Origin of the sequence: Burkholderia paludis, from assembly GCF_000732615.1 — a bacterium.
Classification (GTDB): Bacteria; Pseudomonadota; Gammaproteobacteria; order Burkholderiales; family Burkholderiaceae; genus Burkholderia; species Burkholderia paludis.
In genome coordinates, this window is the sequence record NZ_JPGL01000017.1 from 86,862 (window position 1) to 107,649 (window position 20,788).

Annotated in this window: 20 protein-coding genes and 1 tRNA gene; 10 read left to right on the forward strand and 11 right to left on the reverse strand. The window is 68.3% G+C overall.

Translation table 11 applies throughout. The features are described 5' to 3' along the window. Nucleotides 1-101 precede the first annotated feature (101 nt). Entirely contained in the window at nt 102-1,313 is a 1,212-nt protein-coding gene (locus tag GQ56_RS0112875; RefSeq protein WP_031399046.1) for an IscS subfamily cysteine desulfurase, read from the forward strand. Nucleotides 1,314-1,332: 19 nt separating this feature from the next. On the opposite strand, the gene GQ56_RS0112880 is transcribed toward GQ56_RS0112875, so the two are convergent. Next, nucleotides 1,333-1,875 carry a MarR family winged helix-turn-helix transcriptional regulator gene (locus tag GQ56_RS0112880; RefSeq protein WP_031399047.1) on the reverse strand — a complete coding sequence of 181 codons (543 nt, stop codon included), beginning with the start codon at nt 1,873-1,875 and terminating at the stop codon, nt 1,333-1,335. A 128-nt stretch (nt 1,876-2,003) separates the two neighbouring features. Here GQ56_RS0112880 and GQ56_RS0112885 point away from each other — a divergent pair, with 128 nt between their 5' ends. Beyond that, nucleotides 2,004-2,594 carry a nuclear transport factor 2 family protein gene (locus GQ56_RS0112885; RefSeq protein WP_031399048.1) on the forward strand — a complete coding sequence of 197 codons (591 nt, stop codon included), beginning with the start codon at nt 2,004-2,006 and terminating at the stop codon, nt 2,592-2,594. A 25-nt stretch (nt 2,595-2,619) separates the two neighbouring features. On the opposite strand, the gene GQ56_RS0112890 is transcribed toward GQ56_RS0112885, so the two are convergent. The 3 genes from GQ56_RS0112890 to GQ56_RS44235 form a co-directional block, all read right to left on the reverse strand. Beyond that, nucleotides 2,620-3,057: an SUKH-3 domain-containing protein gene (locus GQ56_RS0112890; protein WP_235212690.1), complete on the reverse strand. Its 438-nt coding sequence runs from the start codon at nt 3,055-3,057 to the stop codon at nt 2,620-2,622. Between the two features lie 153 nt (nt 3,058-3,210). Continuing rightward, nucleotides 3,211-4,830, reverse strand: a complete 1,620-nt coding sequence (gene rtcR / locus GQ56_RS0112895) for an RNA repair transcriptional activator RtcR (protein WP_031399050.1) — start codon at nt 4,828-4,830, stop codon at nt 3,211-3,213. Between the two features lie 68 nt (nt 4,831-4,898). Then, a complete protein-coding gene (locus tag GQ56_RS44235) occupies nt 4,899-5,093 on the reverse strand; it encodes a hypothetical protein (RefSeq protein ID WP_152601744.1) in 195 nt (64 codons plus the stop codon). A gap of 73 nt (nt 5,094-5,166) precedes the next feature. Here GQ56_RS44235 and GQ56_RS0112900 point away from each other — a divergent pair. The 4 genes from GQ56_RS0112900 (at nt 5,167) to GQ56_RS0112915 (ending at nt 8,809) form a co-directional block, all read left to right on the forward strand. Then, nucleotides 5,167-5,238 (forward strand) — tRNA-Cys (locus GQ56_RS0112900). A 257-nt stretch (nt 5,239-5,495) separates the two neighbouring features. Continuing rightward, complete coding sequence (locus GQ56_RS0112905) at nt 5,496-6,635, forward strand: slipin family protein (protein ID WP_031399051.1); 1,140 nt, start codon at nt 5,496-5,498, stop codon at nt 6,633-6,635. A 78-nt stretch (nt 6,636-6,713) separates the two neighbouring features. Continuing rightward, entirely contained in the window at nt 6,714-7,937 is a 1,224-nt protein-coding gene (locus GQ56_RS0112910) for an RtcB family protein (protein ID WP_031399052.1), read from the forward strand. A gap of 56 nt (nt 7,938-7,993) precedes the next feature. Continuing rightward, nucleotides 7,994-8,809, forward strand: a complete 816-nt coding sequence (locus GQ56_RS0112915; protein WP_031399053.1) for a nucleotidyltransferase domain-containing protein — start codon at nt 7,994-7,996, stop codon at nt 8,807-8,809. A gap of 150 nt (nt 8,810-8,959) precedes the next feature. Here the strand turns inward: GQ56_RS0112915 and GQ56_RS0112920 are convergent, their stop codons facing one another. Then, nucleotides 8,960-9,628, reverse strand: a complete 669-nt coding sequence (locus GQ56_RS0112920; RefSeq protein WP_031399054.1) for an O-methyltransferase — start codon at nt 9,626-9,628, stop codon at nt 8,960-8,962. A 133-nt stretch (nt 9,629-9,761) separates the two neighbouring features. Here GQ56_RS0112920 and GQ56_RS0112925 point away from each other — a divergent pair, with 133 nt between their 5' ends. Together GQ56_RS0112925 and GQ56_RS0112930 are read left to right on the forward strand one after the other, a co-directional pair. Beyond that, the gene (locus tag GQ56_RS0112925) at nt 9,762-11,057 is read left to right on the forward strand and encodes an O-acetylhomoserine aminocarboxypropyltransferase/cysteine synthase family protein (protein WP_031399055.1); all 1,296 of its coding nucleotides are present in this window, start codon (nt 9,762-9,764) and stop codon (nt 11,055-11,057) included. A 174-nt stretch (nt 11,058-11,231) separates the two neighbouring features. After that, nucleotides 11,232-11,957 carry a ZIP family metal transporter gene (locus GQ56_RS0112930; protein WP_031399056.1) on the forward strand — a complete coding sequence of 242 codons (726 nt, stop codon included), beginning with the start codon at nt 11,232-11,234 and terminating at the stop codon, nt 11,955-11,957. A 22-nt stretch (nt 11,958-11,979) separates the two neighbouring features. On the opposite strand, the gene GQ56_RS0112935 is transcribed toward GQ56_RS0112930, so the two are convergent. Next, nucleotides 11,980-12,483, reverse strand: a complete 504-nt coding sequence (locus tag GQ56_RS0112935; protein WP_031399057.1) for a hypothetical protein — start codon at nt 12,481-12,483, stop codon at nt 11,980-11,982. Between the two features lie 66 nt (nt 12,484-12,549). Next, nucleotides 12,550-12,825 (reverse strand): DUF4148 domain-containing protein, encoded by a 276-nt coding sequence (locus GQ56_RS0112940; protein ID WP_031399058.1) that lies wholly within the window; start codon nt 12,823-12,825, stop codon nt 12,550-12,552. Between the two features lie 317 nt (nt 12,826-13,142). Between GQ56_RS0112940 and GQ56_RS0112945 the strand changes: the two genes are divergently transcribed. Then, nucleotides 13,143-14,303 carry a porin gene (locus tag GQ56_RS0112945; RefSeq protein ID WP_031399059.1) on the forward strand — a complete coding sequence of 387 codons (1,161 nt, stop codon included), beginning with the start codon at nt 13,143-13,145 and terminating at the stop codon, nt 14,301-14,303. Nucleotides 14,304-14,508: 205 nt separating this feature from the next. On the opposite strand, the gene GQ56_RS46500 is transcribed toward GQ56_RS0112945, so the two are convergent. Beyond that, on the reverse strand, nt 14,509-14,943 hold the full coding sequence (locus tag GQ56_RS46500) for a hypothetical protein (RefSeq protein ID WP_235212691.1): 435 nt from the start codon (nt 14,941-14,943) through the stop codon (nt 14,509-14,511). A gap of 102 nt (nt 14,944-15,045) precedes the next feature. Between GQ56_RS46500 and GQ56_RS0112955 the strand changes: the two genes are divergently transcribed. Beyond that, nucleotides 15,046-15,342 (forward strand): DUF4148 domain-containing protein, encoded by a 297-nt coding sequence (locus GQ56_RS0112955; RefSeq protein ID WP_031399061.1) that lies wholly within the window; start codon nt 15,046-15,048, stop codon nt 15,340-15,342. 82 nt (nt 15,343-15,424) lie between these two features. Here the strand turns inward: GQ56_RS0112955 and GQ56_RS0112960 are convergent, their stop codons facing one another. The 3 genes from GQ56_RS0112960 to GQ56_RS0112970 are packed head-to-tail and all read right to left on the reverse strand — an operon-like array spanning nt 15,425 to nt 20,741. Beyond that, the gene (locus GQ56_RS0112960; RefSeq protein WP_031399062.1) at nt 15,425-16,849 is read right to left on the reverse strand and encodes a heavy metal sensor histidine kinase; all 1,425 of its coding nucleotides are present in this window, start codon (nt 16,847-16,849) and stop codon (nt 15,425-15,427) included. Next, nucleotides 16,846-17,529: a heavy metal response regulator transcription factor IrlR gene (gene irlR / locus GQ56_RS0112965; RefSeq protein ID WP_031399063.1), complete on the reverse strand. Its 684-nt coding sequence runs from the start codon at nt 17,527-17,529 to the stop codon at nt 16,846-16,848. Before irlR ends, GQ56_RS0112960 begins: the two co-directional genes overlap by 4 nt. Next, a complete protein-coding gene (locus GQ56_RS0112970) occupies nt 17,529-20,741 on the reverse strand; it encodes an efflux RND transporter permease subunit (RefSeq protein WP_031399064.1) in 3,213 nt (1,070 codons plus the stop codon). Before GQ56_RS0112970 ends, irlR begins: the two co-directional genes overlap by 1 nt. Between the last annotated feature and the right edge of the window lie 47 nt (nt 20,742-20,788).

Genomic DNA, 20,788 nt, shown 5'->3' on the forward strand with positions numbered 1-20,788 from the left:
ATGGATGTTGCGCGGGGCCCCCGAATGTCCACGTACACTGCGGCTACCCTGTTCCCCGGGCTTTGCGCTCCGCGCGAGCGCCGCCATCCGGAGTCTTATCGATGCAATCCCGTCCGATCTACATGGACTACAGCGCGACGACGCCCGTCGATCCGCGCGTGGTCGAGAAAATGGTGCCGTTCCTGCACGAGCAGTTCGGCAATCCGGCCTCGCGCAGCCACAGCTACGGCTGGGACGCCGAGCAGGCCGTCGAGGAAGCGCGCGCACACGTCGCCGCGCTGCTCGGCGCCGACCCGCGCGAAATCGTCTGGACCTCCGGCGCGACCGAGGGCAACAACCTCGCGATCAAGGGCGCCGCGCACTTCTACCGCGGCAAGGGCCGGCATCTCGTCACGGTGAAGACCGAGCACAAGGCCGTGCTCGACCCGTGCCGCGAACTCGAACGCCAGGGCTTCGAGGTCACGTATCTCGACGTCCGGGAGGACGGCCTGCTCGATCCGGATGCGGTGCGGCAGGCGCTGCGCGCCGATACGATCCTGGTGTCGGTGATGCTCGCGAACAACGAAACGGGCGTGATCCAGCCGGTGGCCGAGATCGGCGCGCTGTGCCGCGCGCGCGGCATCGTGTTCCACTGCGACGCCGTACAGGCGGCCGGCAAGATTCCGGTCGACGTGAACGCGCTGAACGTCGACCTGCTGACGGTGACCGCGCACAAGGTGTACGGCCCGAAGGGGATCGGCGCGCTGTATGTGCGCCGCAAGCCGCGCGTGCGGATCGAAGCGCAGATGCACGGCGGCGGCCATGAACGCGGGATGCGCTCGGGCACGCTGCCGACGCACCAGATCGTCGGCATCGGCGAGGCGTTCCGGCTCGCGAAACAGGAAATGAAAGAGGAAAGCCGCCGCGTCGGCGCTTTGCGCGACCGGCTGCTGGCCGGCCTGTCGACGCTCGACGAGGTTTACGTGAACGGCGACCTCGCGCGCCGGATTCCGCACAACCTGAACGTCAGCTTCAATTTCGTCGAAGGCGAATCGCTGATCATGGGGATCAAGGGCGTCGCGGTATCGTCAGGCTCCGCGTGCACGTCGGCATCGCTGGAGCCGTCGTACGTGCTGCGCGCGCTCGGCCGCAGCGACGAGCTCGCGCACAGCTCGATCCGCTTCACGCTCGGCCGCTTCACGACCGAGGCCGAAATCGACAGCGTGATCGCGCAGGTGCGCGACACGGTCGGCAAGCTGCGCGAACTGAGCCCGCTGTGGGACATGCATCTCGAAGGGGTCGACCTGAATACGATCGAATGGGCCGCGCACTGAACCTGGCGGCCGCCGCGCGTCAGCCTTTTTCCCGGCGCGCGATCAGGTGCGAGAGGTCGAGCGTCGCGCGGTCGCCGTTGGCGACGAGGCGGTCGATCACCGAGCAGAGCGCCTTGAATTCGGTCTTCGTCACGCCCTCGAACAGCACGTTGTTGATGCGCTGCTGCGTGTCCGTGAGCGTCTTCAGCAGCTTCGAGCCGGCCGGCGTGACCGTGAGCCGCATCTTGCGCTTGTCGTCCGGGTCCGACCGCTTGTCGATCAGGCCGAGTTTCTTCAGCTTGCCGGTCTCGATCGTGACGAATGCGCCGCTCAGGTGCAGGTGATCGGCGAGGCGGTTGACGGTCACGACGTCGTCGTGCGACAGGTGGGAGACCGATACGAGCAGCGAATACTGGATGCCGGTGAGGCCCATCAACGAGCCGAAGCCGTCGCGCACCGACAGCAGGCGGGCCGCGAACGGCAGCAGCCCGTTGATCAGGTGACGGAATTCCGTGTCCGTGCCGTCGATCAGGCAGGCCGGGTTGGTAATGGTCAGAACGGACTCCTCTTGCTGCTTGGCCATGACTTCGACGCTCCGTACGGTCATGCGGATTTAGCTTTGAAACGAAATTATACGGCAAAGGCACATGCGCCCCTGGCCAGGCCCGGCCGGCGCGTGTGCCCCGATTTCCCGATACTGGAGGCTCGTCCATGCCCTTCCCGCTTCATCCCGCCCCGGCTCGCGCGCTGCTCGAATGCTATCTGCGCGCCAAGGACCTGAACCGGCCCGCGCTGATCATCGACTGCTTCGCGGCCGATGCCCAACTGAGCTTTTCGCTCGCGAACGACGATATCGATTTTCCGCCGCGCGTGACGGGCGCGGCCGCGATTGCACGCACGCTGGTAGAAGAATTCGGCGAACGGTTCGAGCGGTGCCGCACCTATTACGTTTGTACGGATCCCGACGTCGACCCGCACGGCGTCAGCGGGATGCCGTGGCTCGTCGTGATGCGGCAGAAGGACAACGGCGCGTTGCGGATCGGGCACGGCACGTACCGCTGGCAGTTCACGGGCGACGACGAAGGCGTCGCGCGGATTGCCGCGCTGCACATTCACATCGAACGGATGGATACGATCGACGATCCGGCGTCGACGAAACTCGATGCGCTGCACGCGGCGTTCGGATATCCGTGGCTGCCGCCGCACGCGTTTGCGCGCGGGCTGGCGGATGTCGCGTCCGCGCAGCCGGAATGGGCATTCCTGGCGCCGTTCCGGCAGGCGGCGGCAGCGGCGGCCGGTTGAAACACGGCCGGAGCGCGTCGCCGCATCACATGCGGCCGAGGAGCTGACCGACCGTCATCACGCGCGGATCGTCGATCGTCAGATCCTCGCCGTAACAGGCAATCGTTGCCCGGTCGTCGAGCAATAGCGGAACCGACACGTGCCCGAGCAGCGTGCGCTCGACCGCTTCGCCGAACGTGAATCCGCACAGATACACGCCGTCGACCACGCAATTGGTCGAGAACACACGGCCCTGCGCATCGGCATAAAACTCGGCGTACCCGAGATCGTCCTCGGCGAAGCCGATCATCGTCGTCCCGAGCGCCTGTTCCCACGCGTCGATCTGGCGATCCTTGCGCGCCAGCGCATGAAATGCGAGCCCCATTCGCGCGCAGGTTTGCCCGTTGCCGGCAGCACCCACGACCAGCCCGCCGAACTCGCGCAGGATGGCATCCCCCGGATGTTCGCCATCGCCGGATGACACGCGGCAACCGGAATCGCCACGCCAACCCGAATCGGCAAACAGCGATCTGACCGACGAAGGAATCACGACCACCACCACCCTCCCGAAATTTGCGCGCACGATACCGTACGCATGAGCCTGCACGTCCGACGCAGCGCACGCATCGTGCGCCCGTCACCGCAACGCGTCGAGCGCGCCCCTCACCCCCTCCCAGTCGAGCCCGAACCGCGCAAGATACTTGCGCAGCCGGTCCGCATCGTTCGGTTGCTTCTTGCTCTGCCGCGATACCGCGAACAGCGTGCGCCCGGCTTCCGACAGGCTTGCCGACGCGCCGCACACGTCGAGCACGCGTTCGAGCTGCGCGCGATCGAACAGGTCGAGCTCCTCGGCACGCGCGCCGAACACTGCGTCGACGCATGCGTCGGACGTGCCCGCGCCGCCCGGCGGCGACCACGTGTGCGTCAACCGTTCGACTTCCTGTTCGGCCAGCGCTTCGGTGATCCGCCCCGCATCGGCCAGCGTCGCCATCCGCGTGACCGACGCGGACAGCTCGCGGAAGTTGCCGGGCCACGCCGCACGCGGCGACGCCGCGAACGCGAGATAGCGCCGCTTCGCCTCGACGTTGAAACGCACCTGCTCGCCCTGCTCGCGGCCGAAACGGTCGAGCTCGAATTCGAGGTTGGGCTCGATGTCCTCGCGACGCTCGGCCAGCCCGGGCAGCGTGTACGTCCACAGATTGATCCGCGCGTAGAGATCCTCGCGGAACGTGCCGGCCGCCACCATCTGCCGCAGGTCGCGATGCGTGCCCGCGATCAGCTCGAAATCGCTGCTCGCCTCGGCGTCCGCGCCCACCGGCAGGAAGCGCTTCTCCTCGATCGCCTTCAGCAGCATCGCCTGTTCGTCGAGCCCGAGCTCGCCGATCTCGTCGAGAAACAGCAGCCCGCCGTCCGCCGCGCGCAACAGCCCCGCGCGCGCCGACTGCGCACCCGTGAATGCACCCTTCACATGGCCGAACAGCGTGGACATGGCCGCGTCGCCGCGCAGCGTCGCGCAGTTGATCTCGATGAACGGCCCCGCGAGCCGATGACGGCCCCGCTTCAGTTCGTACACCCGCCTCGCGAGAAACGACTTGCCGGCGCCCGTCGGCCCGACGAGCAGCATCGGCGCGCGCGACCGCACGGCCACGCGCTCCAGTTGCTCGATCAGCGCGTTGAAGCGCGCGTTGCGCGTCGCGATGCCCGCCTTCAGGAACGACACCGTTTCATCGCGCTCGCGCGTGAAGCGCTGCGCGATCAGGTTGTAGCGCGACAGGTCGAGGTCGATCACCGACATCGTGCCGGGACCGCTCGGCCCCTCGTCGGTCTTCTGCGGCGGCGCCGTCTGCGCGAGACGCGCGGGCAGGTAGCGCGCTTCCGCCAGCAGGAACCAGCAGATCTGCGCGACGTGCGTGCCCGTCGTGATGTGGATCAGGTATTCCTCGCGATCGAGATCGAACGGGTAGGCGCGCGCGAAATCGTGCAGCGTCGCGTAGACCTCCCCGAAATCCCACGGATCGCGAATCTCGAGCGGGACGAGCCGCACGTCGGTGTGCGGCGACACGCGCTCCAGGTCCTGCTTCACGCGGTTCGCGAGGCGCGCGAAGTCCGGTGAATGCAGCAGTTCGAGCCGGTCGATCGGCGTGTCGCGCTGCTCGCACAGCGAGATCGTCGGCCGCCAGTTGCGCCAGCGGCGCTGCGAGCCGCCGCCCTGGTCGAGCACCGTGCCGAGAAAACCGATCGCGACGGTCTTGCGCATGTTTATCCCACAAGATAATTGACGATCGGATTGTATCGGATTTTCCGGACATCATCTCACCCCGACATTCATGCGCCGCCCATCAGAAGAAATAATTTCCCCTTTACTTTCAACGATTTGAGAATTTCTTCGAGAGAAAAACCGCCCGCTGGCACGCTCCTCGCTATATAGAAAGCGCCGGATGTCCCGCTGGCCCGCGAGCCAGGGTTCAACAAGCCCTGCTGGTGCGCCGCCGCCGAACCTGGTTCGTCGCGGTCGCGCATGCCGCCATGGGCAGACGAAGGCAAACGGGTGCGTACTGGAACTTCGCCCGGGTTCGAATCCCGGGGCGCCCATTGTTCGGTAGCTCAATTGGTAGAGCAGCCGGCGCAAGCCGGCGTGTAGCGGGTTCGAATCCCGCTCGAACGCTGTCCGCAAGGGCAGCCTCTTAATGAAAGCAGTACCCGCCGGTGCGGGCCGCGAGGCCCGCCGCGCGTCGGACCGGTTGCGGTTCCGCGCGATCGGCCGGGCGGCCGCACGGCCCGCGCGAATGCGCACGACGACGCGATGCAGAATGCGTCGCCGTGCACGTCGACGCAGGCCGGCGCGCCGCCCGCCCGGTTGCGTCGCACCGCGATCCGCACGATGCGCGTCACCCGGCGGTCATCGAAGAAAAGGACAAGAATATGTGGATGCGACATGTAGTGAAAAAGAACGAACGCGCATTGCTGATGAACGAGGGCGATTTCGTGAAGGTGCTGGAACCGGGCGTGTTCAAGGCCTTCGATCCGTTCAAGCGCCTGTCGGTGCAGGCCGCGCGTCTCGACGCGCCGCTCGCCGACGCGGCGCTGGCCGATTACCTGCGTCACGACGCGCAGGACGTGCTGGCACGCCACTTCGTCGCGATGGATCTCGCCGACGACGAAGCGGGCCTGCGCTACGAAGACGACGTGCTGGTCGAGATCCTGCCGCCGGGCACGCGCCGGCTGTACTGGCGCGGCCTGACCGCGCACCGTCTCGAGCGCGTCGATCTCGCGCAGGGCAGCATGCTGCCGGCCGCGCTCGTGAAGCGCATCGCGCAGCCGGCGCTGCGTGCGCGCGGCGTGGCGGGCCTGACGGGCGTGCTGCTGGCGCAGGTGCCGGCATACCACGTCGGCGTGCTGAAGATCGACGGCAAGATCGAGCGGCTGCTGGATGCGGGCACGTCGGCATTCTGGCGCTTCAACCGCGACGTCGCGGTCGAACTCGTCGACCTGCGCCTGCAGGCGATCGAAGTCGGCGGGCAGGAAATCCTGACGCGCGACAAGGTCGCGCTGCGGCTGAACCTGTCGGCGACGTGGTGCTATGCGGACGTGCTGCATGCGTTCGGCCAGTTGCAGAAGCCGGTCGAACACCTGTATCGCGAGTTGCAGTTCGCGCTGCGGGCCGCCGTCGGCACGCGCTCGCTCGACGAGTTGCTGGAGGACAAGCAGTCGCTCGACGACGTCGTGATCGCGCAGGTGCGCACACGCCTCGACCGGTCGGGCGTGGACGTGCGCAGCGTCGGCGTGAAGGACATCGTGCTGCCGGGCGACATGAAGACGATCCTCGCGCAGGTGGTCGAGGCGGAAAAGGCCGCGCAGGCGAACGTGATTCGCCGCCGCGAGGAAACGGCGGCCACGCGTTCGCTGCTGAACACCGCGAAGGTGATGGAAGAAAACCCGACCGCGCTGCGGCTCAAGGAGCTGGAAACGCTCGAGCGCGTGGCCGAACGGATCGACCGCATCTCGGTGTTCGGCGGTCTCGACCAGGTGCTGAACGGACTCGTCAGCATCAAGGGCGCTTGACGGACGACACGGCGCGGCGCAAATGCGCCGGGCCGGACGAATGAATGACTGAATGACTGAATGAATCAGGTGAAGCAAATGAGTGACATGGATTACCAGGTGATGGAACTGGCGAACGGCAAGCCGGTGAAGATGTGGACGCAAGGCGTCGCCGTCGAGGACGAAGCGCGCGCGCAACTGCGCAACACCGCGCAGATGCCGTTCATCTTCCGCCACGTCGCGGTGATGCCGGACGTCCACCTCGGCAAGGGTTCGACGATCGGCAGCGTGATCCCGACGAAGGGCGCGATCATTCCGGCCGCGGTCGGCGTCGACATCGGCTGCGGGATGATGGCCGCCCGCACGACGCTGCGTGCGTCGGACCTGCCGGATTCGCTCGCGGGGCTGCGCGGCGCGATCGAACGCGCGGTGCCGCACGGCCGCGCGCCGGGTCGCCGCGATCCGGGCGCGTGGGGCGACCGCACGCCGGCCGCCGTGACCGAATCGTGGCAGTCGCTGCAGCCGCGCTTCCAGCGGATCGTCGACAAGTATCCGAAGCTGGAAAAGACGAACCACTATGCGCACCTGGGCACGCTCGGCACCGGCAACCACTTCATCGAAGTGTGCATCGACGAGGCGGACCACGTGTGGTTCATGCTGCACAGCGGTTCGCGCGGCGTCGGCAACGCGATCGGCAGCCTGTTCATCGAACTCGCGCAGGCCGACATGCGGCAGCACATCGCGAACCTGCCGGATCGCAACCTCGCGTATTTCACCGAAGGCAGCCGGCACTTCGACGATTACGTCGAGGCGGTCGGCTGGGCGCAGGACTACGCGCGGCGCAACCGGCAGGCCATGATGGATGCGGTGATCGGCGCGGCGCGCGGCGTGATCGCGAAGCCGTTCACGGTCGACGAACACGCGGTGAACTGCCACCACAACTACGTGCAGCGCGAACGCCACTTCGGCGAAGACGTACTCGTGACGCGCAAGGGCGCGGTGTCCGCGCAGAAGGGGCAACTCGGGATCATTCCGGGCTCGATGGGTGCGAAGAGCTTCATCGTGCGCGGGCTCGGCAACCCGGAAAGCTTCTGCTCGTGCAGCCACGGCGCGGGCCGGACGATGAGCCGCACCGAAGCGAAGCGCCGCTTCACGGCCGACGACCAGGTCAAGGCGACGCAGGGCGTCGAATGCCGCAAGGACGCGGGCGTCGTCGACGAAATCCCGATGGCCTACAAGGACATCGACGCGGTGATGGCGGCCCAGCGCAGCCTCGTCGAAGTGGTGCACACGCTGCGCCAGGTGGTGTGCGTGAAAGGATAGCGCGGTGCGCGGCCGAAGGCCGGCGGCCGCGCGCAACGAAAAGGAATACGACAATCATGAAAACCGACAAGACACTGGCCGCCGTGCGCAGCGCGCATCCGGTCGACCCGGGCGTGCGGGCGCGCGTGATGGCGGAACTCGCCGACGTCGAGCGCCGCCACGACGTGCACGTGCTGTTCGCCTGCGAATCGGGCAGCCGCGGCTGGGGATTCGCGTCGCCGGACAGCGACTACGACGTGCGCTTCGTCTACGCGCACCGGCGCGACTGGTACCTCGGCGTCGAACCGCAACGCGACGTGATCGAGCGGCCGCTCGACGACGAGCTCGACGTCAGCGGATGGGAGCTGCGCAAGGCGCTGCAACTGCTGCACCGCTCGAACCCGACGCTGCTCGAATGGCTCGACTCGCCCGTCGTGTATCGCGAAGATGCGCGCTGGGCGCCGCGGCTGCGCACGCTGGCGGCGGCGTTCTTCTCGCCGATGCGCGGGCGCCACCACTACCTCGCGATGGCGAAGAAGAACTTTCGCGGCTACCTGCAAGGCGACACGGTGCGTTACAAGAAGTACCTGTACGTGCTGCGGCCGCTGCTCGCGGTGCGCTGGATCGACTCGGGGCTCGGGATGCCGCCGATGCGCTTCGCGGATCTCGTCGCCGGCACCGTGCACGAGCCGGCGGTGCGCGCCGAACTCGATGCGCTGCTCGCGCTGAAGATGAGCGCGAACGAAAGCGAGTACGGAGCGCGCCGGCCGGCGATCCACGCGCTCGTCGAGACGATGCTCGCCGACGCCGAACACGATCGTGAATACAAGCGGCCGTGGGGCGACGTGTCGATGCTCGACACCTTCCTGCGCGACGTGGTCGACGGCCGATGAACGGCGCGCGGCGCGGCGCCTGCGGGCGTCGCGCCGTTCGCGCATCCGGGCCGGCCCGGCCGCGGCCTGACGGCGGCGTCCGGCCCCGCACGCCGGGCAGCATCGCGAGAAGCGCGCCGCACGACCACCCGCGTGCGCCGCCGCGCCGCGTTACGCGCCGACGATCGAAATCGAGAAGCCGTCCCAGCCCTTCTGCCCGACCGTCTGCACGGCGGTGGTCGTGAGGTTCCGTGCGGCCGCGAGCAGCGCGAACCCGTCGCGTACGCCGACCACATCGGGATCGCGATTGTCCGGATCGGCCACGCGCCCGCCGCGCACGACGTTGTCGACGACGATCACCGTGCCGGGCCGCGACAGCTTCAGCGCGGCCTCGAGATAGACCGGGTTGTTGTCCTTGTCCGCATCGATGAAGATGAAATCGAACGGCGCCTCGCCGGCTTCGACGAGCCGCGCGAGGCTCTCCTTCGCGCTGCCCACCACCACCGTCACGGCTTCCGCAAACCCGGCGCGCGCGATGTTCCGCGTCGCGACCTGCGCATGGCCCGGGTCCAGCTCGAGCGTCACGAGCGTGCCGCCCGGCGGCAACGCCCGCGCGAGCCAGATCGTGCTGTAGCCGCCGAGCGTGCCGACCTCGAGGATCCGGCGCGCGCCGCGGATCGTCGCGAGCAGCTGCAGCAGCTTGCCCTGGTTCGGCGCGACATTGATCGCGGGCAGCCCGGCCGCATCGCTCGCCGCCAGCGCGGCGTCGAGCGCGTCGTCGGTCGGCACGAGCGTCGCGGAGAAATACGCATCCACCTGGTTCCAATGATCCTGACTCATCGAGTACCCCTTGTTTGCGGAAAATGCCATTTTATGCAGGGTCTTGCCATAAGCAACAAACCATTCGTTCTAAGGATGGCAGCGCGCGTGCTTCTATAATCGCTCGACCATCACAACAACAGACGGAGCACCCATGACCGATCAGGCCTCTTCGAACTGGCGTCTCGAAACCATCGCCGTGCACGGCGGTTATCGTCCCGACCCGACCACGCGCGCGGTCGCCGTACCGATCTACCAGACCGTTGCGTACGCATTCGACGACACGCAGCACGGCGCCGACCTGTTCGACCTGAAGGTCCAGGGCAACATCTACACGCGCATCATGAACCCGACGACGGACGTGCTCGAAAAGCGGATCGCCGCGCTCGAGGGCGGTATCGGCGCGCTCGCGCTCGCATCGGGGCAATCGGCCGTCACGTACGCGATCCAGACGATCGCCGAGGCCGGTGACAACATCGTGTCCGCGAGTTCACTGTACGGCGGCACCTACAACCTGTTCGCGCACACGCTGCCGCAATACGGAATCACGACGCGCTTCGCCGATCCGCGCGACCCCGCGTCGTTCGAGCCGCTGATCGACGCGCGCACGAAGGCGATCTTCGCGGAATCGGTCGGCAACCCGCTCGGTAACGTCACCGACATCGCCGCGCTCGCCGAAGTCGCGCATCGCCACGGGATTCCGCTGATCGTCGACAACACGGTGCCGTCCCCGTACCTGCTGCGCCCGTTCGAGCACGGCGCGGACATCGTCGTGCACTCGCTGACGAAATATCTCGGCGGGCACGGCACGAGCCTCGGCGGCGCCGTCGTCGATTCGGGCAAGTTCCCGTGGGCCGAGCATGCCGACCGCTTCAAGCGGCTGAACGAGCCGGACGTCAGCTATCACGGCGTCGTCTACACCGAGGCGTTCGGGCCGGCCGCCTATATCGGCCGCGCGCGCGTGGTGCCCCTGCGCAACATGGGCGCGGCGATCTCGCCGTTCAACGCATTCCAGATCCTGCAGGGCATCGAGACGCTCGCGCTGCGCGTCGAACGGATCAGCGACAACGCGCTGAAGATCGCGCAGCATCTCGCGCGCCACGAGCACGTCGAATGGGTGAACTACGCGGGCCTGCCCGATCACCCCGACCACCCGCTCGTCGCACGCTACCTGTCGGGCCGCGCGCCGGGCATCCTGACGTTCGGCGTGAAGGGCGGCCGCGACGGCGGCGCGAAGTTCCAGGACGCGCTGCAGCTGTTCACGCGGCTCGTCAACATCGGCGATACCAAGTCGCTCGCGACGCACCCGGCCTCGACGACCCACCGCCAGCTCTCGCCGGCCGAACTCGCGAAGGCCGGCGTGAAGGAGGAAACGGTGCGGCTGTCGATCGGCATCGAGCATATCGACGACCTGCTCGCCGATCTCGACCAGGCGCTCGCGCAGCTCTGAGCGCAACGGGCGCGCCGGCGCGCCCCGCATCGAACGGCTTGACCTTGAAGCGGCTTCAGGGTGTTCAATCCCGGGGGAGCGCCGGGGCCCCGCCCGGCGCGTGTGCCCCGTATCATGCGGCCGGGCGGCGCAACGCCGGGCCCGGCGCGGCATGCCGACCGTTCGAGAGGCCTCATGACACCGACCGCCAAGCTTGCGCTGCTGACGTTACCGCCCGTGCTGGCGGCCTGTTTCGGCGCCCTCGCGGCCGCGTGGCGCGCGCCCGGCCCGAACACGTCGAGCGTCATCCAGCACTTCACCGGCGGCATCGTGTTCGCGGCCGCGGCGCTCGAATTGCTGCCGCAGGACCGCGCGCATGCGCTGTTTCCGGTCGTCGTCGGCTTCGTGCTCGGCATCGCGCTGATGCTCGCGATCCGCGCGCTGTCGAGCGCGATCGAAACGCGCTTCGAAGCCGCGCGGCTGCCCGTGAGCCTGATCGTCGTCACCGCGATCGACCTCGTGGTCGACGGCCTCGTGCTCGGCATCGCATTTTCCGCGAGCGACGAAAGCGGCATCATCCTCACCGTCGCGCTGACGCTCGAAGTGCTGTTCCTCGCGCTGTCGGTCAGCGCCGCGCTCGCGGCGGCCGGCATCGGCCGCGTGCTGTCGATCGTCGTGCCGGTCGGGCTCGCGGCGCTGCTGGGCATCGCGGCCGTTGCCGGCAACGCGGCGTTTGCCGGCCTGCCAGCCAATCTTTACGCCGCGCTGCTCGGGCTCGGCACCGTCGCGCTGCTGTACCTCGTGACCGAGGAACTGCTGGTCGAAGCGCACGAGGTACCCGAAACGCCGTTCGCGACGGCCGCGTTCTTCATCGGCTTCATCGTGTTCTTCCTGATCGAAGGATCGGTGAAGGCCGGATAGGCCGCGCGCGGCGACGCATCGGCTACCACGTCGTTGCGCCCGCCGGATACGTGTCGACGATGCGCGCGCCGTTGACGGGCGTCACGCCCGCGTCGCGCAGCGCGGCCCACAGGTCGATCGCATGCTCGCGCGACTTGCGGCTGCCGTCGTCGGTCAGCACGTTCAGCGCGATCACCTCGTCGCGCATCGTCAGTTGCAGTTGCTCCTTCAGCTTGCGCGACTGATGCGACGCGGTACGGACGTCGCCGAGCGGAATCCGCTGCGACGAAGCGCCTGACCCGCCGCCCGCCTCGGCCGGCACGAACGTCAGCCGGCCGTCGTCGACCGCGCATTGCCCGCGCGTGAACGTCGCAGTCCACTGGCCGGCCGGCACGGTCGCGAGCTCGCAGCGCATCCGCTCGTTCGCGCGGCGCCCCCCGTCGTGCACCGGCGCATGCGACAGCGCCCGTTCGGGCCAGCCGGCCGCCAGCGCGGCCGTCGACAGCAGGCACGCGGCCAGCACGATTCCTTTCGCCACCTTGCGCATGACACGCTCCTTTCCACGGATGAACGCGGCCGCCGCGCATCGTGCCGGCCGGCCGCGAATGAACGGTCAACGAGCCGCGAAGCGGTTGTCGTGCGCGTCGACCACCGGCGCCCGCTCGCCGCGATGCACCGTCGCGCGGTGGATGTCCTGATTGCGCGCGACGGTGGCCGGACTCGCCGGATAGTCGTGATTGGGGCTCGGGATCACGCCGTCGTGCCGTGCGCGCACCAGTTCCTGACGCACCTCCTGGCGCGTTTTCGGCTGCGCGGCCAGCGCCTGCGAGACGGCCGCAATCGACAGGGCGGCCAGGGATGCGGCGATCATCGGTCGCGATAGATTCATGTTGTTCGCTCCTTGCTGGAAATCCGTGACAGGAGCCTTCACTTTGATCCGTCGGCGGTGCGGCATCGTGATCGCGCCATGACGGTTTCGTCACCGACTCCGAACCGCTTGTGTCGCACTGCTAATCAGATTCGTCGCGCGATGCATCCTCCATGACGCGGTGATGACATTTTCCTCATTTGTCCCTCACCTTCACGATCCGAACGCTTCCCAGAATCGCCAGCGCGATCGCGACATTTCCAGTCCGCCCCGCATGACGCGCGGCGCCGGCGTCGACCGATGCACGAAACGCTCATCTTGATCTCCAGGGACACACCATGAAAACTCCAGTTCGGCTTGCCATGATGTCGGGTGCGCTGCTCGCGGCCGCCCAGGCTGCGCATGCAGCGGAAGTCTCCCTCTACGGCCTGTTCGATACGTCGCTGACGTACGTGTGGAACGCCGGCGCGGACGGCGGGAACCTCGTCGGCCTCGGCAACGGCAACCTGCTCGGCAACCGCTTCGGGGTGACGGGCTCGGAGGATCTCGGCGGCGGGCTGAAGGCGATCTTCACGCTCGAAAACGGCTTCAATCCGAACACCGGCGCGCTCGGCCAGGGCAACCGGATGTTCGGCCGGCAGGCCTTCGTCGGCCTCGACAGCACGCGCTGGGGCACCCTGACGTTCGGCCGCCAGTACGACCCGCTCGCGGATCTCGTCTGGCCGGTGACGGGCGACTTCTACTTCGGCAGCGTCTACGCGACACCCGGCGACGTCGACAATTACGACACGTCGTCGCGCACCGACAACGCGGTGAAATACACGTCGCCCGCGATCGGCGGCTTCCGGTTCGTCGGCATGGTTGCGCTCGGCGGCGTGGCCGGCAAGAGCGGCGCCGGGCAAACCTGGTCGGCCGGCCTGTCGTACGGCAACGGCCCGCTCGACATGGCGGGCGGCTACTACCATGCGGCCAATCACGCGACGCTCGCGAACGGCATCCGCACCGGCTGGAGCGGCACCTCCGACGGCACGTTCGACGGCTCGCTGGTCAACGGCGGCTATCTCTCCGCGAAATCGATCGGCATCGCTCGCGGTGCATTGCGCTACAGCTTCGCGCCGTTCGCGGTCGGCGTCGACTACAGCAACGCGCTGTACAAGGCCGACGCGATGTCCGCGTTTCGCGGCACGCAGAAATACGACACGGTGCGCGGCTTCTTCAACTATCAGGCCAGCCCCCGCCTGCTCGTCGGCGCCGGCTACAGCTACACGCGCGCCAGCGGCGACACGGGCGCGGCCTACCATCAGGTGTCCGCCGGCGCCGACTACGTGCTGTCGAAGCGCACCGATCTCTATGCGGTCGGCGCATGGCAGCGCGCGAACGGCGAACAGCGCACGCCCGACGGCGGCACGCAGGCCGCGCAGGCGTCGATCGGCTCGTACGGCTATGGCGGCACGCGCACGCAGGGCATCGTCAATCTCGGGTTGCGCCACCGGTTCTGATCGCACCGGCCGACCGGGCGCGCGGGTGACGGAAATCTCATGTCCCGATCAGGTTCGCGACGCGTCGCGCCGCTACGATCGGAACCGTCACGGGCAACGCCCGTTGCCGACCACGCAAGCGGGCCGCTGCCGCACGGCACGATCCGCATTGGGCCCGGACACGTCGCGTGCCGGGCCGTTTTTTTTGCGGCGGCAGGCCCGACGATCAGGGTGCGAGGTTGCGCTTCGGGAACAGGCAATTGTGCGTTTTCACGTACAGGTTCGGGTTGCCGCAGCGATGCCCGGCGTAATCGATCTGTTCGCCGGGCATGAGGTCGGCCGGCGGCGGCTTGCGCGCGGCAACCGGCGCGGTCGGAGCGGTGCCGGAACGTGTCGATGCGCAGCCCGCGAACAGCGGAACGATCAGGACTGCGATCAAGTCGAGGCGAAGGGCGGGACGATGCACTTTTCGGTCCGGAAGGAAAGTCTGAACGAGGCCGCCCGCGTTCCATGCTGCTGTCGCGAACGGCGCGAATGCCGCCGGCCCACTCGGCCATCGGCAGACTTCATGTTCCGCCGCACGCGCATCGCGCCCATGACGCGAACATGACGATTCCGTCATGGCGATCGGGCGCCGACGGCGGCGCCCCGCGTCGCTCAATCTGACGTATTTCTCATCTGCGGATCACGATCACGCACGGCCGCTTTCGCATACTGGGTCCATGGATCGCCACCCGGCGGCCCTGATCTAGGAGAGCACTCGATGAAAACCGCACAACTCGCCACTCTGTTCGTCACCGCCGCGCTGTCGCTCGGCATGGCCACCCCGGCCGCGTTCGCGCAAACGCAGACGCAAACCCAAACGCAAGGCAAGACCCGCACGCAGGTCGTCAACGAACTGAAGCAGGCGCAGCACGACGGCGTCGTGCCGATCAGCAAGACGCAGTACCCGCCGAGCGGCGAGGTCGTCGCACGCAACAAGGAACTGCACGGGATCTCGGTGCATGGCGGCGAGAAGAAGCCGCAGACCGACAACCACGACAGCCTGGCGACGCGTTGATGCTGCCCGCTCGCACGATCGCGGGCGACCTGCCGCGCGCCGCCGCCCCGCGGCGATTGCGCGGCCGGTCCCGCCCGCGCTGTCAGACGGGGGTGGCGGCCGGCCGCGCCGGCTCGGCCGGCAATCGCGGGAAGCGCAGCCAGAACGTCGTGCGCCGGCCCGGTTCGCTGTCGACGCCGCATTCGCCGCCGTGATTGTCCATGATCGACCGGACGATCGCGAGGCCGAGCCCCGTGCCGGACGCCGAATTGTGCCGTGACGGATCGACGCGATAGAAGCGCTCGAAGATCCGCCCGACATGCTCCGCGGCGATGCCGGGCCCGGTATCCGACACGGCGATCGTCGTCGCGCCGCCCTGCTCCACGCAGTCGATCGTCACGACGCTGCCGCGCGGCGCGTAGGCAAGCGCGTTCGACAGCAGGTTGCTCAGTGCACGCTGGTACAGCGTCAGGTCCGCATCGACCCACGCATGGCCGTCCACCTTCACCGTCACGCCCGCATCCTCCGCGAGCGGCTCGTAATAGCCCGCGACGCGCCCCGCCTCCGCCGCCGCATCCAGGCGCCGCAAGCCGATCGACGCGCCGGCCTGTTCCGAACGCGCGAGAAACAGCATGTCCTCGATCATGCGCGACAGCCGCTGGTACTCGTCGATGCTCGACTCGATCACGTTCCGGTATTCGTCCGCGCTGCGCGGCTGCGACAGCACGACCTGCGCGGCTGCCTGCAGGTTCGTCAGCGGCGTGCGCATGTCGTGCGCGAGATTCGACGAGAACTGGCTCAGCCGCGTGAACGATTCGTTCAGCCGCTCGAGCATCCCGTTGAACGCGTGTTCCAGCTCCTTCAGTTCGCCGGACGTATCGAGCGCCGGCAGCGGATGCGCAAGCCGGCTCGTCGACATCTGCTCGGCGCGCGCCGCGAACCGCCGCAGCGGGCTCAGTCCGAGCGCCGCGATGCCGTATGCGAACGCGGCCGCCAGCACCACGCCGAACACCTCGATCACGACGATCGTGTACGCATGCGTGCGCAGCAGCTGCACGTCGGCGCTGCCGTCGTACTGCACCGCGACGCGCACCGCACCCGCCCCCGCGCCGGCAAGCGGCACGGTCGTCACCAGATAGCGGTGCGGCGCGCCGGGCGGCGCGACGCCGACCGGCACGCGCCCGGCATCCAGCGACAGCAGCGGCGCGTACGGGCGGAAACCGGGCGTGCCGACGAGGCGCGTGCCCGCCGCGTCGAAGATCGCGAGATCCATGTTCGGATGGCCGTGCAACTGGTCGATCCAGAGGTCGCGGTTGCGCGCGACGTCGGCCGTCGTGCGCGCTTCGGCCAGGTGCGCGCCCAACGCGGCGGACGTGCCGGCCATCTGCTCGGCCGCCGTCGTCGCGACGCGATTGCCCAGCGCCTCGTAGAGCGCGACGCCGCTCGACGCGAGTATCGCCGACGTCGACAGGATGATCAGCGCGGTCAGGCGTCCGCGCAGCGTGCGCGGCAGCAGGCGCGCGATCATGCCGCGGCGGCGCCGCGCGCCTCGAGCACGTAGCCCATCCCGCGCACGGTGTGGATCAGCTTCGGGTCGTACGCGTCGTCGATCTTCGAGCGCAGGCGCCGGATCGCCGAATCGACGACGTTCGTGTCGCTGTTGAAATTCATGTCCCATACCTGCGACGCGATCGTCGCGCGCGGCAGGATCTCGCCTTCGCGGCGCATCAGCAGCCACAGCAGCGCGAACTCCTTCGCGGTGAGCAGGATCGTGTCGCCCTGCCGCGTGGCCTTGCGGCGCGTCAGGTCGAGTTCGAGATCGGCCACGCGCAGCGTGTTCGCGTCGCGCGGCTGGCCGCGCCGCAGGATCGACTTGATGCGCGCGGTCAGCTCGACGAAATCGAACGGCTTGGCGAGATAATCGTCGGCACCGAGCTCGAGCCCCTTCACGCGATCGCCGACGTCGTCGCGCGCGGTCAGGAACAGCACCGGCGTCGACTTGCTGCGCCGCAGGTTCTGCAGCAGCGTCCAGCCGTCCTGCCCCGGCAGCATCACGTCGAGCACGAGCAGGTCGTACTCCTCGGTCTCGGCCTGGTGCTGGCCCGTGACGCCGTCCTCGACCCAGTCGACGACATAGCCGGCCTCGGTCAGGCCCTTGCGCAGATACGCGCCCGTCTTCGGTTCATCCTCGACAATCAGAATTCGCATCACGCTCGACCCTTGAAAAAACCCAGCCGGCGCAGCACGCCCGCGCCGAAACCGCCGCGCAACGCGGCGCGCCACGACACCGCCTGGCTCGCCCGGTACAGCACGGGCAGCACCAGCAGCGTCAGCGCCGTGGACGACAGGATACCGCCGATCACGACGGTCGCGAGCGGGCGCTGCACCTCCGCGCCGGTGCCGGTCGCGAACGCCATCGGCAGGAACCCGAGCGACGCGACGAGCGCGGTCATCAGCACGGGCCGCAGCCGCGTGAGCGCGCCCTCGCGCACGGCGGCGTCGAGCGGCACCCCTTCGTCGCGCAGGTTGCGGATGAACGAGATCATCACGAGGCCGTTGAGCACGGCGACGCCGGACAGCGCGATGAAGCCGACCGCCGCCGTGATCGACAGCGGAATCCCGCGCAGCCACAGCGACACGACGCCGCCGCTCAGCGCGAACGGAATGCCGGTGAACACGAGCAGCCCGTCCTTCACGTTGTTGAACATCACGAACAGCAGCACGAACACCATGAACAGCGCGAGCGGCACGACGAGCTTCAGGCGCTCGCTGGCGCTCTGCAACTGCTCGAACTGCCCGCCCCACGACACCCAGTAGCCGGCCGGCACGCGCACGTCCTGCTGCAACTGCTCGCGCGCATCGGCGACGAACGAGCCGACGTCGCGGCCGCGCACGTTCGCGCTGACGACGACCCGCCGCTTGCCGTCCTCGCGGCTGATCTGGTTCGGCCCCGGCGCGACGTCGATCGTCGCCAGTTCGGCGAGCGGCACGTAGGGCGCCGCCGCGAGCGGTGCGCCGGCGCCCGCAACTGATGGCGGCAGCGCGATCGGCAGCCGCTTGATCGCCTCGATGTCCGAGCGCAGCTCGTCGGGCAGCCGCACGACGATGTCGAACCGGCGGTCGCCCTGGAACAGCGTGCCGGCCTTCTGCCCGCCGACGGCCGCGGCCACCGAGTCCTGCAGATCGGCGACGCTCACACCGTAGCGCGCGAGCTTGTCGCGATCGAGATTGACGGTCAGCACGGGCAGGCCCGTGGTCTGCTCGACCTTCACCTCCGACGCGCCCGGCACCTTCTGCAGCGCGGCCGCGATCTGCTCGCCGGTCTGGTTCAGCACGGCCATGTCGTCGCCGAAGATCTTCACCGCGACGTCGCTGCGCACGCCCGAGATCAGCTCGTTGAAGCGCAGCTGGATCGGCTGCGAGAATTCGTATGCGTTGCCCGGCAGCTCCGCCAGCGCCGCCTCGATCTCGCGCACGAGCCGCTCGCGCGGCTTCTTCGGGTCGGGCCACCGGTCCGCCGGCTTCAGCATGATGTAGCCGTCCGACAGGTTCGGCGGCATCGGATCGGCCGCGATCTCGGCGGTGCCGGTGCGCGCGAACACGCGCTCGATCTCGGGAAAGCGCGCCTTCAGCGTCTTCTCGATCGACTTCTGCATCTCGACCGATTGCGACAGGCTCGTGCCGGGAATCCGCAGCGCGGAGACGGCCAGATCGCCTTCGTTCAGGCTCGGAATGAACTCGCTGCCGAGCCGCGTGGCGAGACCGAGCGTGACCAGCACGATCGCGCCCGCGCCGATCATCACGCGCGCGGGGCGCGTCATGAACGCGGCGAGCACCGGTTCGTACGCGCGCCGCGCCCAGCCCATCAGCCGGTTTTCCTTCTCCTCGACGCGCTCGCCGATGAACAGCGCGACGGCCGCCGGAATGAACGTGACGGTCAGCACCATCGCGGCGGCGAGCGCCATCACGACGGTTATCGCCATCGGGTGGAACATCTTGCCTTCGACGCCGGTCAGCGCAAAGATCGGCAGGTACACGACCATGATGATCAGTTGCCCGAAGATCAGCGCGCGGCGCGCTTCCTGCGACGCGCCGAACACCTCCGCGAAGCGCTCGTCGCGCGTCAGCGGCCGGCCGGCGGCGGCCTGCGCATGCGCGAGCCGCCTCACGCAGTTCTCGACGATCACCACCGCGCCGTCGACGATGATCCCGAAGTCGAGCGCGCCGAGGCTCATCAGGTTCGCGCTCACCTTTGCGTTGACCATGCCGGTGAAGGTCATCAGCATCGACAGCGGAATCACCAGCGCGGTGATCAGCGCCGCCCGGATGTTGCCGAGGAACAGAAACAGCACCGCGATCACCAGGATCGCGCCTTCCAGCAGGTTCTTCTTCACCGTGGCGACGGCCTTCTCGACGAGCACGGTGCGGTCGTACACGGGGATCGCCTTCACGCCGGCCGGCAGCGTGCGGTTCACGTCCGCCATCTTCGCGGCGACGGCCTTCGAGACCGTCCGGCTGTTCTCGCCCATCAGCATGAAGACGGTGCCGAGCACAACCTCCTCGCCGTTCGACGTCGCCGCGCCGGTGCGCAGTTCGCGGCCGATGTCGACCAGCCCGACGTCCTTCATCCGCACCGGCACGCCGCCGACGTTGGTCAGCACGATGTTCGCGATGTCGTCGACGGTGCGCGCCTGGCCCGGCACGCGCACGAGATACTGCTCGCCGCGCTTCTCGATGTAGCCGGCGCCGACATTGTCGTTGTTGCGCTCCAGCGCGCGCACGACATCGGCGAGCGTCAGCCCGTACGACATCAGCTTCGCCGGATTCGGCGCGACGCGGTATTCCTTCACGTAGCCGCCGATCGAGTTCACCTCGGTCACGCCGCGCACGTTCCTCAACTGCGGCCGGACGACCCAGTCCTGCAGTTCGCGCAGGTCGGCGGCCGTATAACGCGTGCCGTCGGGCTTGCGCGCGGCCGCGTCGGCCTCGACGGTCCACAGGTAGATCTCGCCGAGGCCCGTCGACGTCGGCCCCATCGCGGGCGCGATACCGGGCGGCAGCTTGTCCTTCGCCTCCTGGATGCGCTCGTTGACGAGCTGTCGCGCGAAGTAGATGTCGGTGCCGTCCTTGAAGATCACGGTGACCTGCGACAGCCCGTAGCGCGAGATCGAGCGCGTCTGCTCGAGGCCCGGCAGGCCGGCCATCACGGTTTCGACCGGATAGGTGATGCGCTGCTCGGCCTCGAGCGGCGAGTAGCCGGGCGCGGACGTGTTGATCTGGACCTGCACGTTCGTGATGTCGGGCACCGCGTCGATCGGCAGCTTCTGGTAGCTGAACACGCCCAGCGCGGCCACGGCCGCGATCGCCAGCATCACGAGCCAGCGATGCGCAATCGCAAAGCGGATCAGGCGCTCAAACATGACGGGATTCCTTGAAGCGGAGAACGGCCGCCCGCACCGGGCGGGCC

Excerpts from the sequence above, each read along its gene's own strand:
- GQ56_RS0112905 (WP_031399051.1), top strand. The coding sequence starts at position 5,496 with ATGTGGATGCGACATGTAGTGAAAAAGAACGAACGCGCATTGCTGATG.
- GQ56_RS0112955 (WP_031399061.1), top strand. The coding sequence starts at position 15,046 with ATGAAAACCGCACAACTCGCCACTCTGTTCGTCACCGCCGCGCTGTCG.
- rtcR (WP_031399050.1), bottom strand. The coding sequence starts at position 4,830 with ATGCGCAAGACCGTCGCGATCGGTTTTCTCGGCACGGTGCTCGACCAG.
- GQ56_RS0112875 (WP_031399046.1), top strand. The coding sequence starts at position 102 with ATGCAATCCCGTCCGATCTACATGGACTACAGCGCGACGACGCCCGTC.
- GQ56_RS0112915 (WP_031399053.1), top strand. The coding sequence starts at position 7,994 with ATGAAAACCGACAAGACACTGGCCGCCGTGCGCAGCGCGCATCCGGTC.
- GQ56_RS0112935 (WP_031399057.1), bottom strand. The coding sequence starts at position 12,483 with ATGCGCAAGGTGGCGAAAGGAATCGTGCTGGCCGCGTGCCTGCTGTCG.
- GQ56_RS0112920 (WP_031399054.1), bottom strand. The coding sequence starts at position 9,628 with ATGAGTCAGGATCATTGGAACCAGGTGGATGCGTATTTCTCCGCGACG.
- GQ56_RS0112960 (WP_031399062.1), bottom strand. The coding sequence starts at position 16,849 with ATGATCGCGCGCCTGCTGCCGCGCACGCTGCGCGGACGCCTGACCGCG.
- irlR (WP_031399063.1), bottom strand. The coding sequence starts at position 17,529 with ATGCGAATTCTGATTGTCGAGGATGAACCGAAGACGGGCGCGTATCTG.
- GQ56_RS0112940 (WP_031399058.1), bottom strand. The coding sequence starts at position 12,825 with ATGAATCTATCGCGACCGATGATCGCCGCATCCCTGGCCGCCCTGTCG.
- GQ56_RS0112885 (WP_031399048.1), top strand. The coding sequence starts at position 2,004 with ATGCCCTTCCCGCTTCATCCCGCCCCGGCTCGCGCGCTGCTCGAATGC.
- GQ56_RS0112910 (WP_031399052.1), top strand. The coding sequence starts at position 6,714 with ATGAGTGACATGGATTACCAGGTGATGGAACTGGCGAACGGCAAGCCG.
- GQ56_RS0112880 (WP_031399047.1), bottom strand. The coding sequence starts at position 1,875 with ATGGCCAAGCAGCAAGAGGAGTCCGTTCTGACCATTACCAACCCGGCC.
- GQ56_RS0112930 (WP_031399056.1), top strand. The coding sequence starts at position 11,232 with ATGACACCGACCGCCAAGCTTGCGCTGCTGACGTTACCGCCCGTGCTG.
- GQ56_RS44235 (WP_152601744.1), bottom strand. The coding sequence starts at position 5,093 with ATGCGCGACCGCGACGAACCAGGTTCGGCGGCGGCGCACCAGCAGGGC.
- GQ56_RS0112945 (WP_031399059.1), top strand. The coding sequence starts at position 13,143 with ATGAAAACTCCAGTTCGGCTTGCCATGATGTCGGGTGCGCTGCTCGCG.
- GQ56_RS0112970 (WP_031399064.1), bottom strand. The coding sequence starts at position 20,741 with ATGTTTGAGCGCCTGATCCGCTTTGCGATTGCGCATCGCTGGCTCGTG.
- GQ56_RS0112925 (WP_031399055.1), top strand. The coding sequence starts at position 9,762 with ATGACCGATCAGGCCTCTTCGAACTGGCGTCTCGAAACCATCGCCGTG.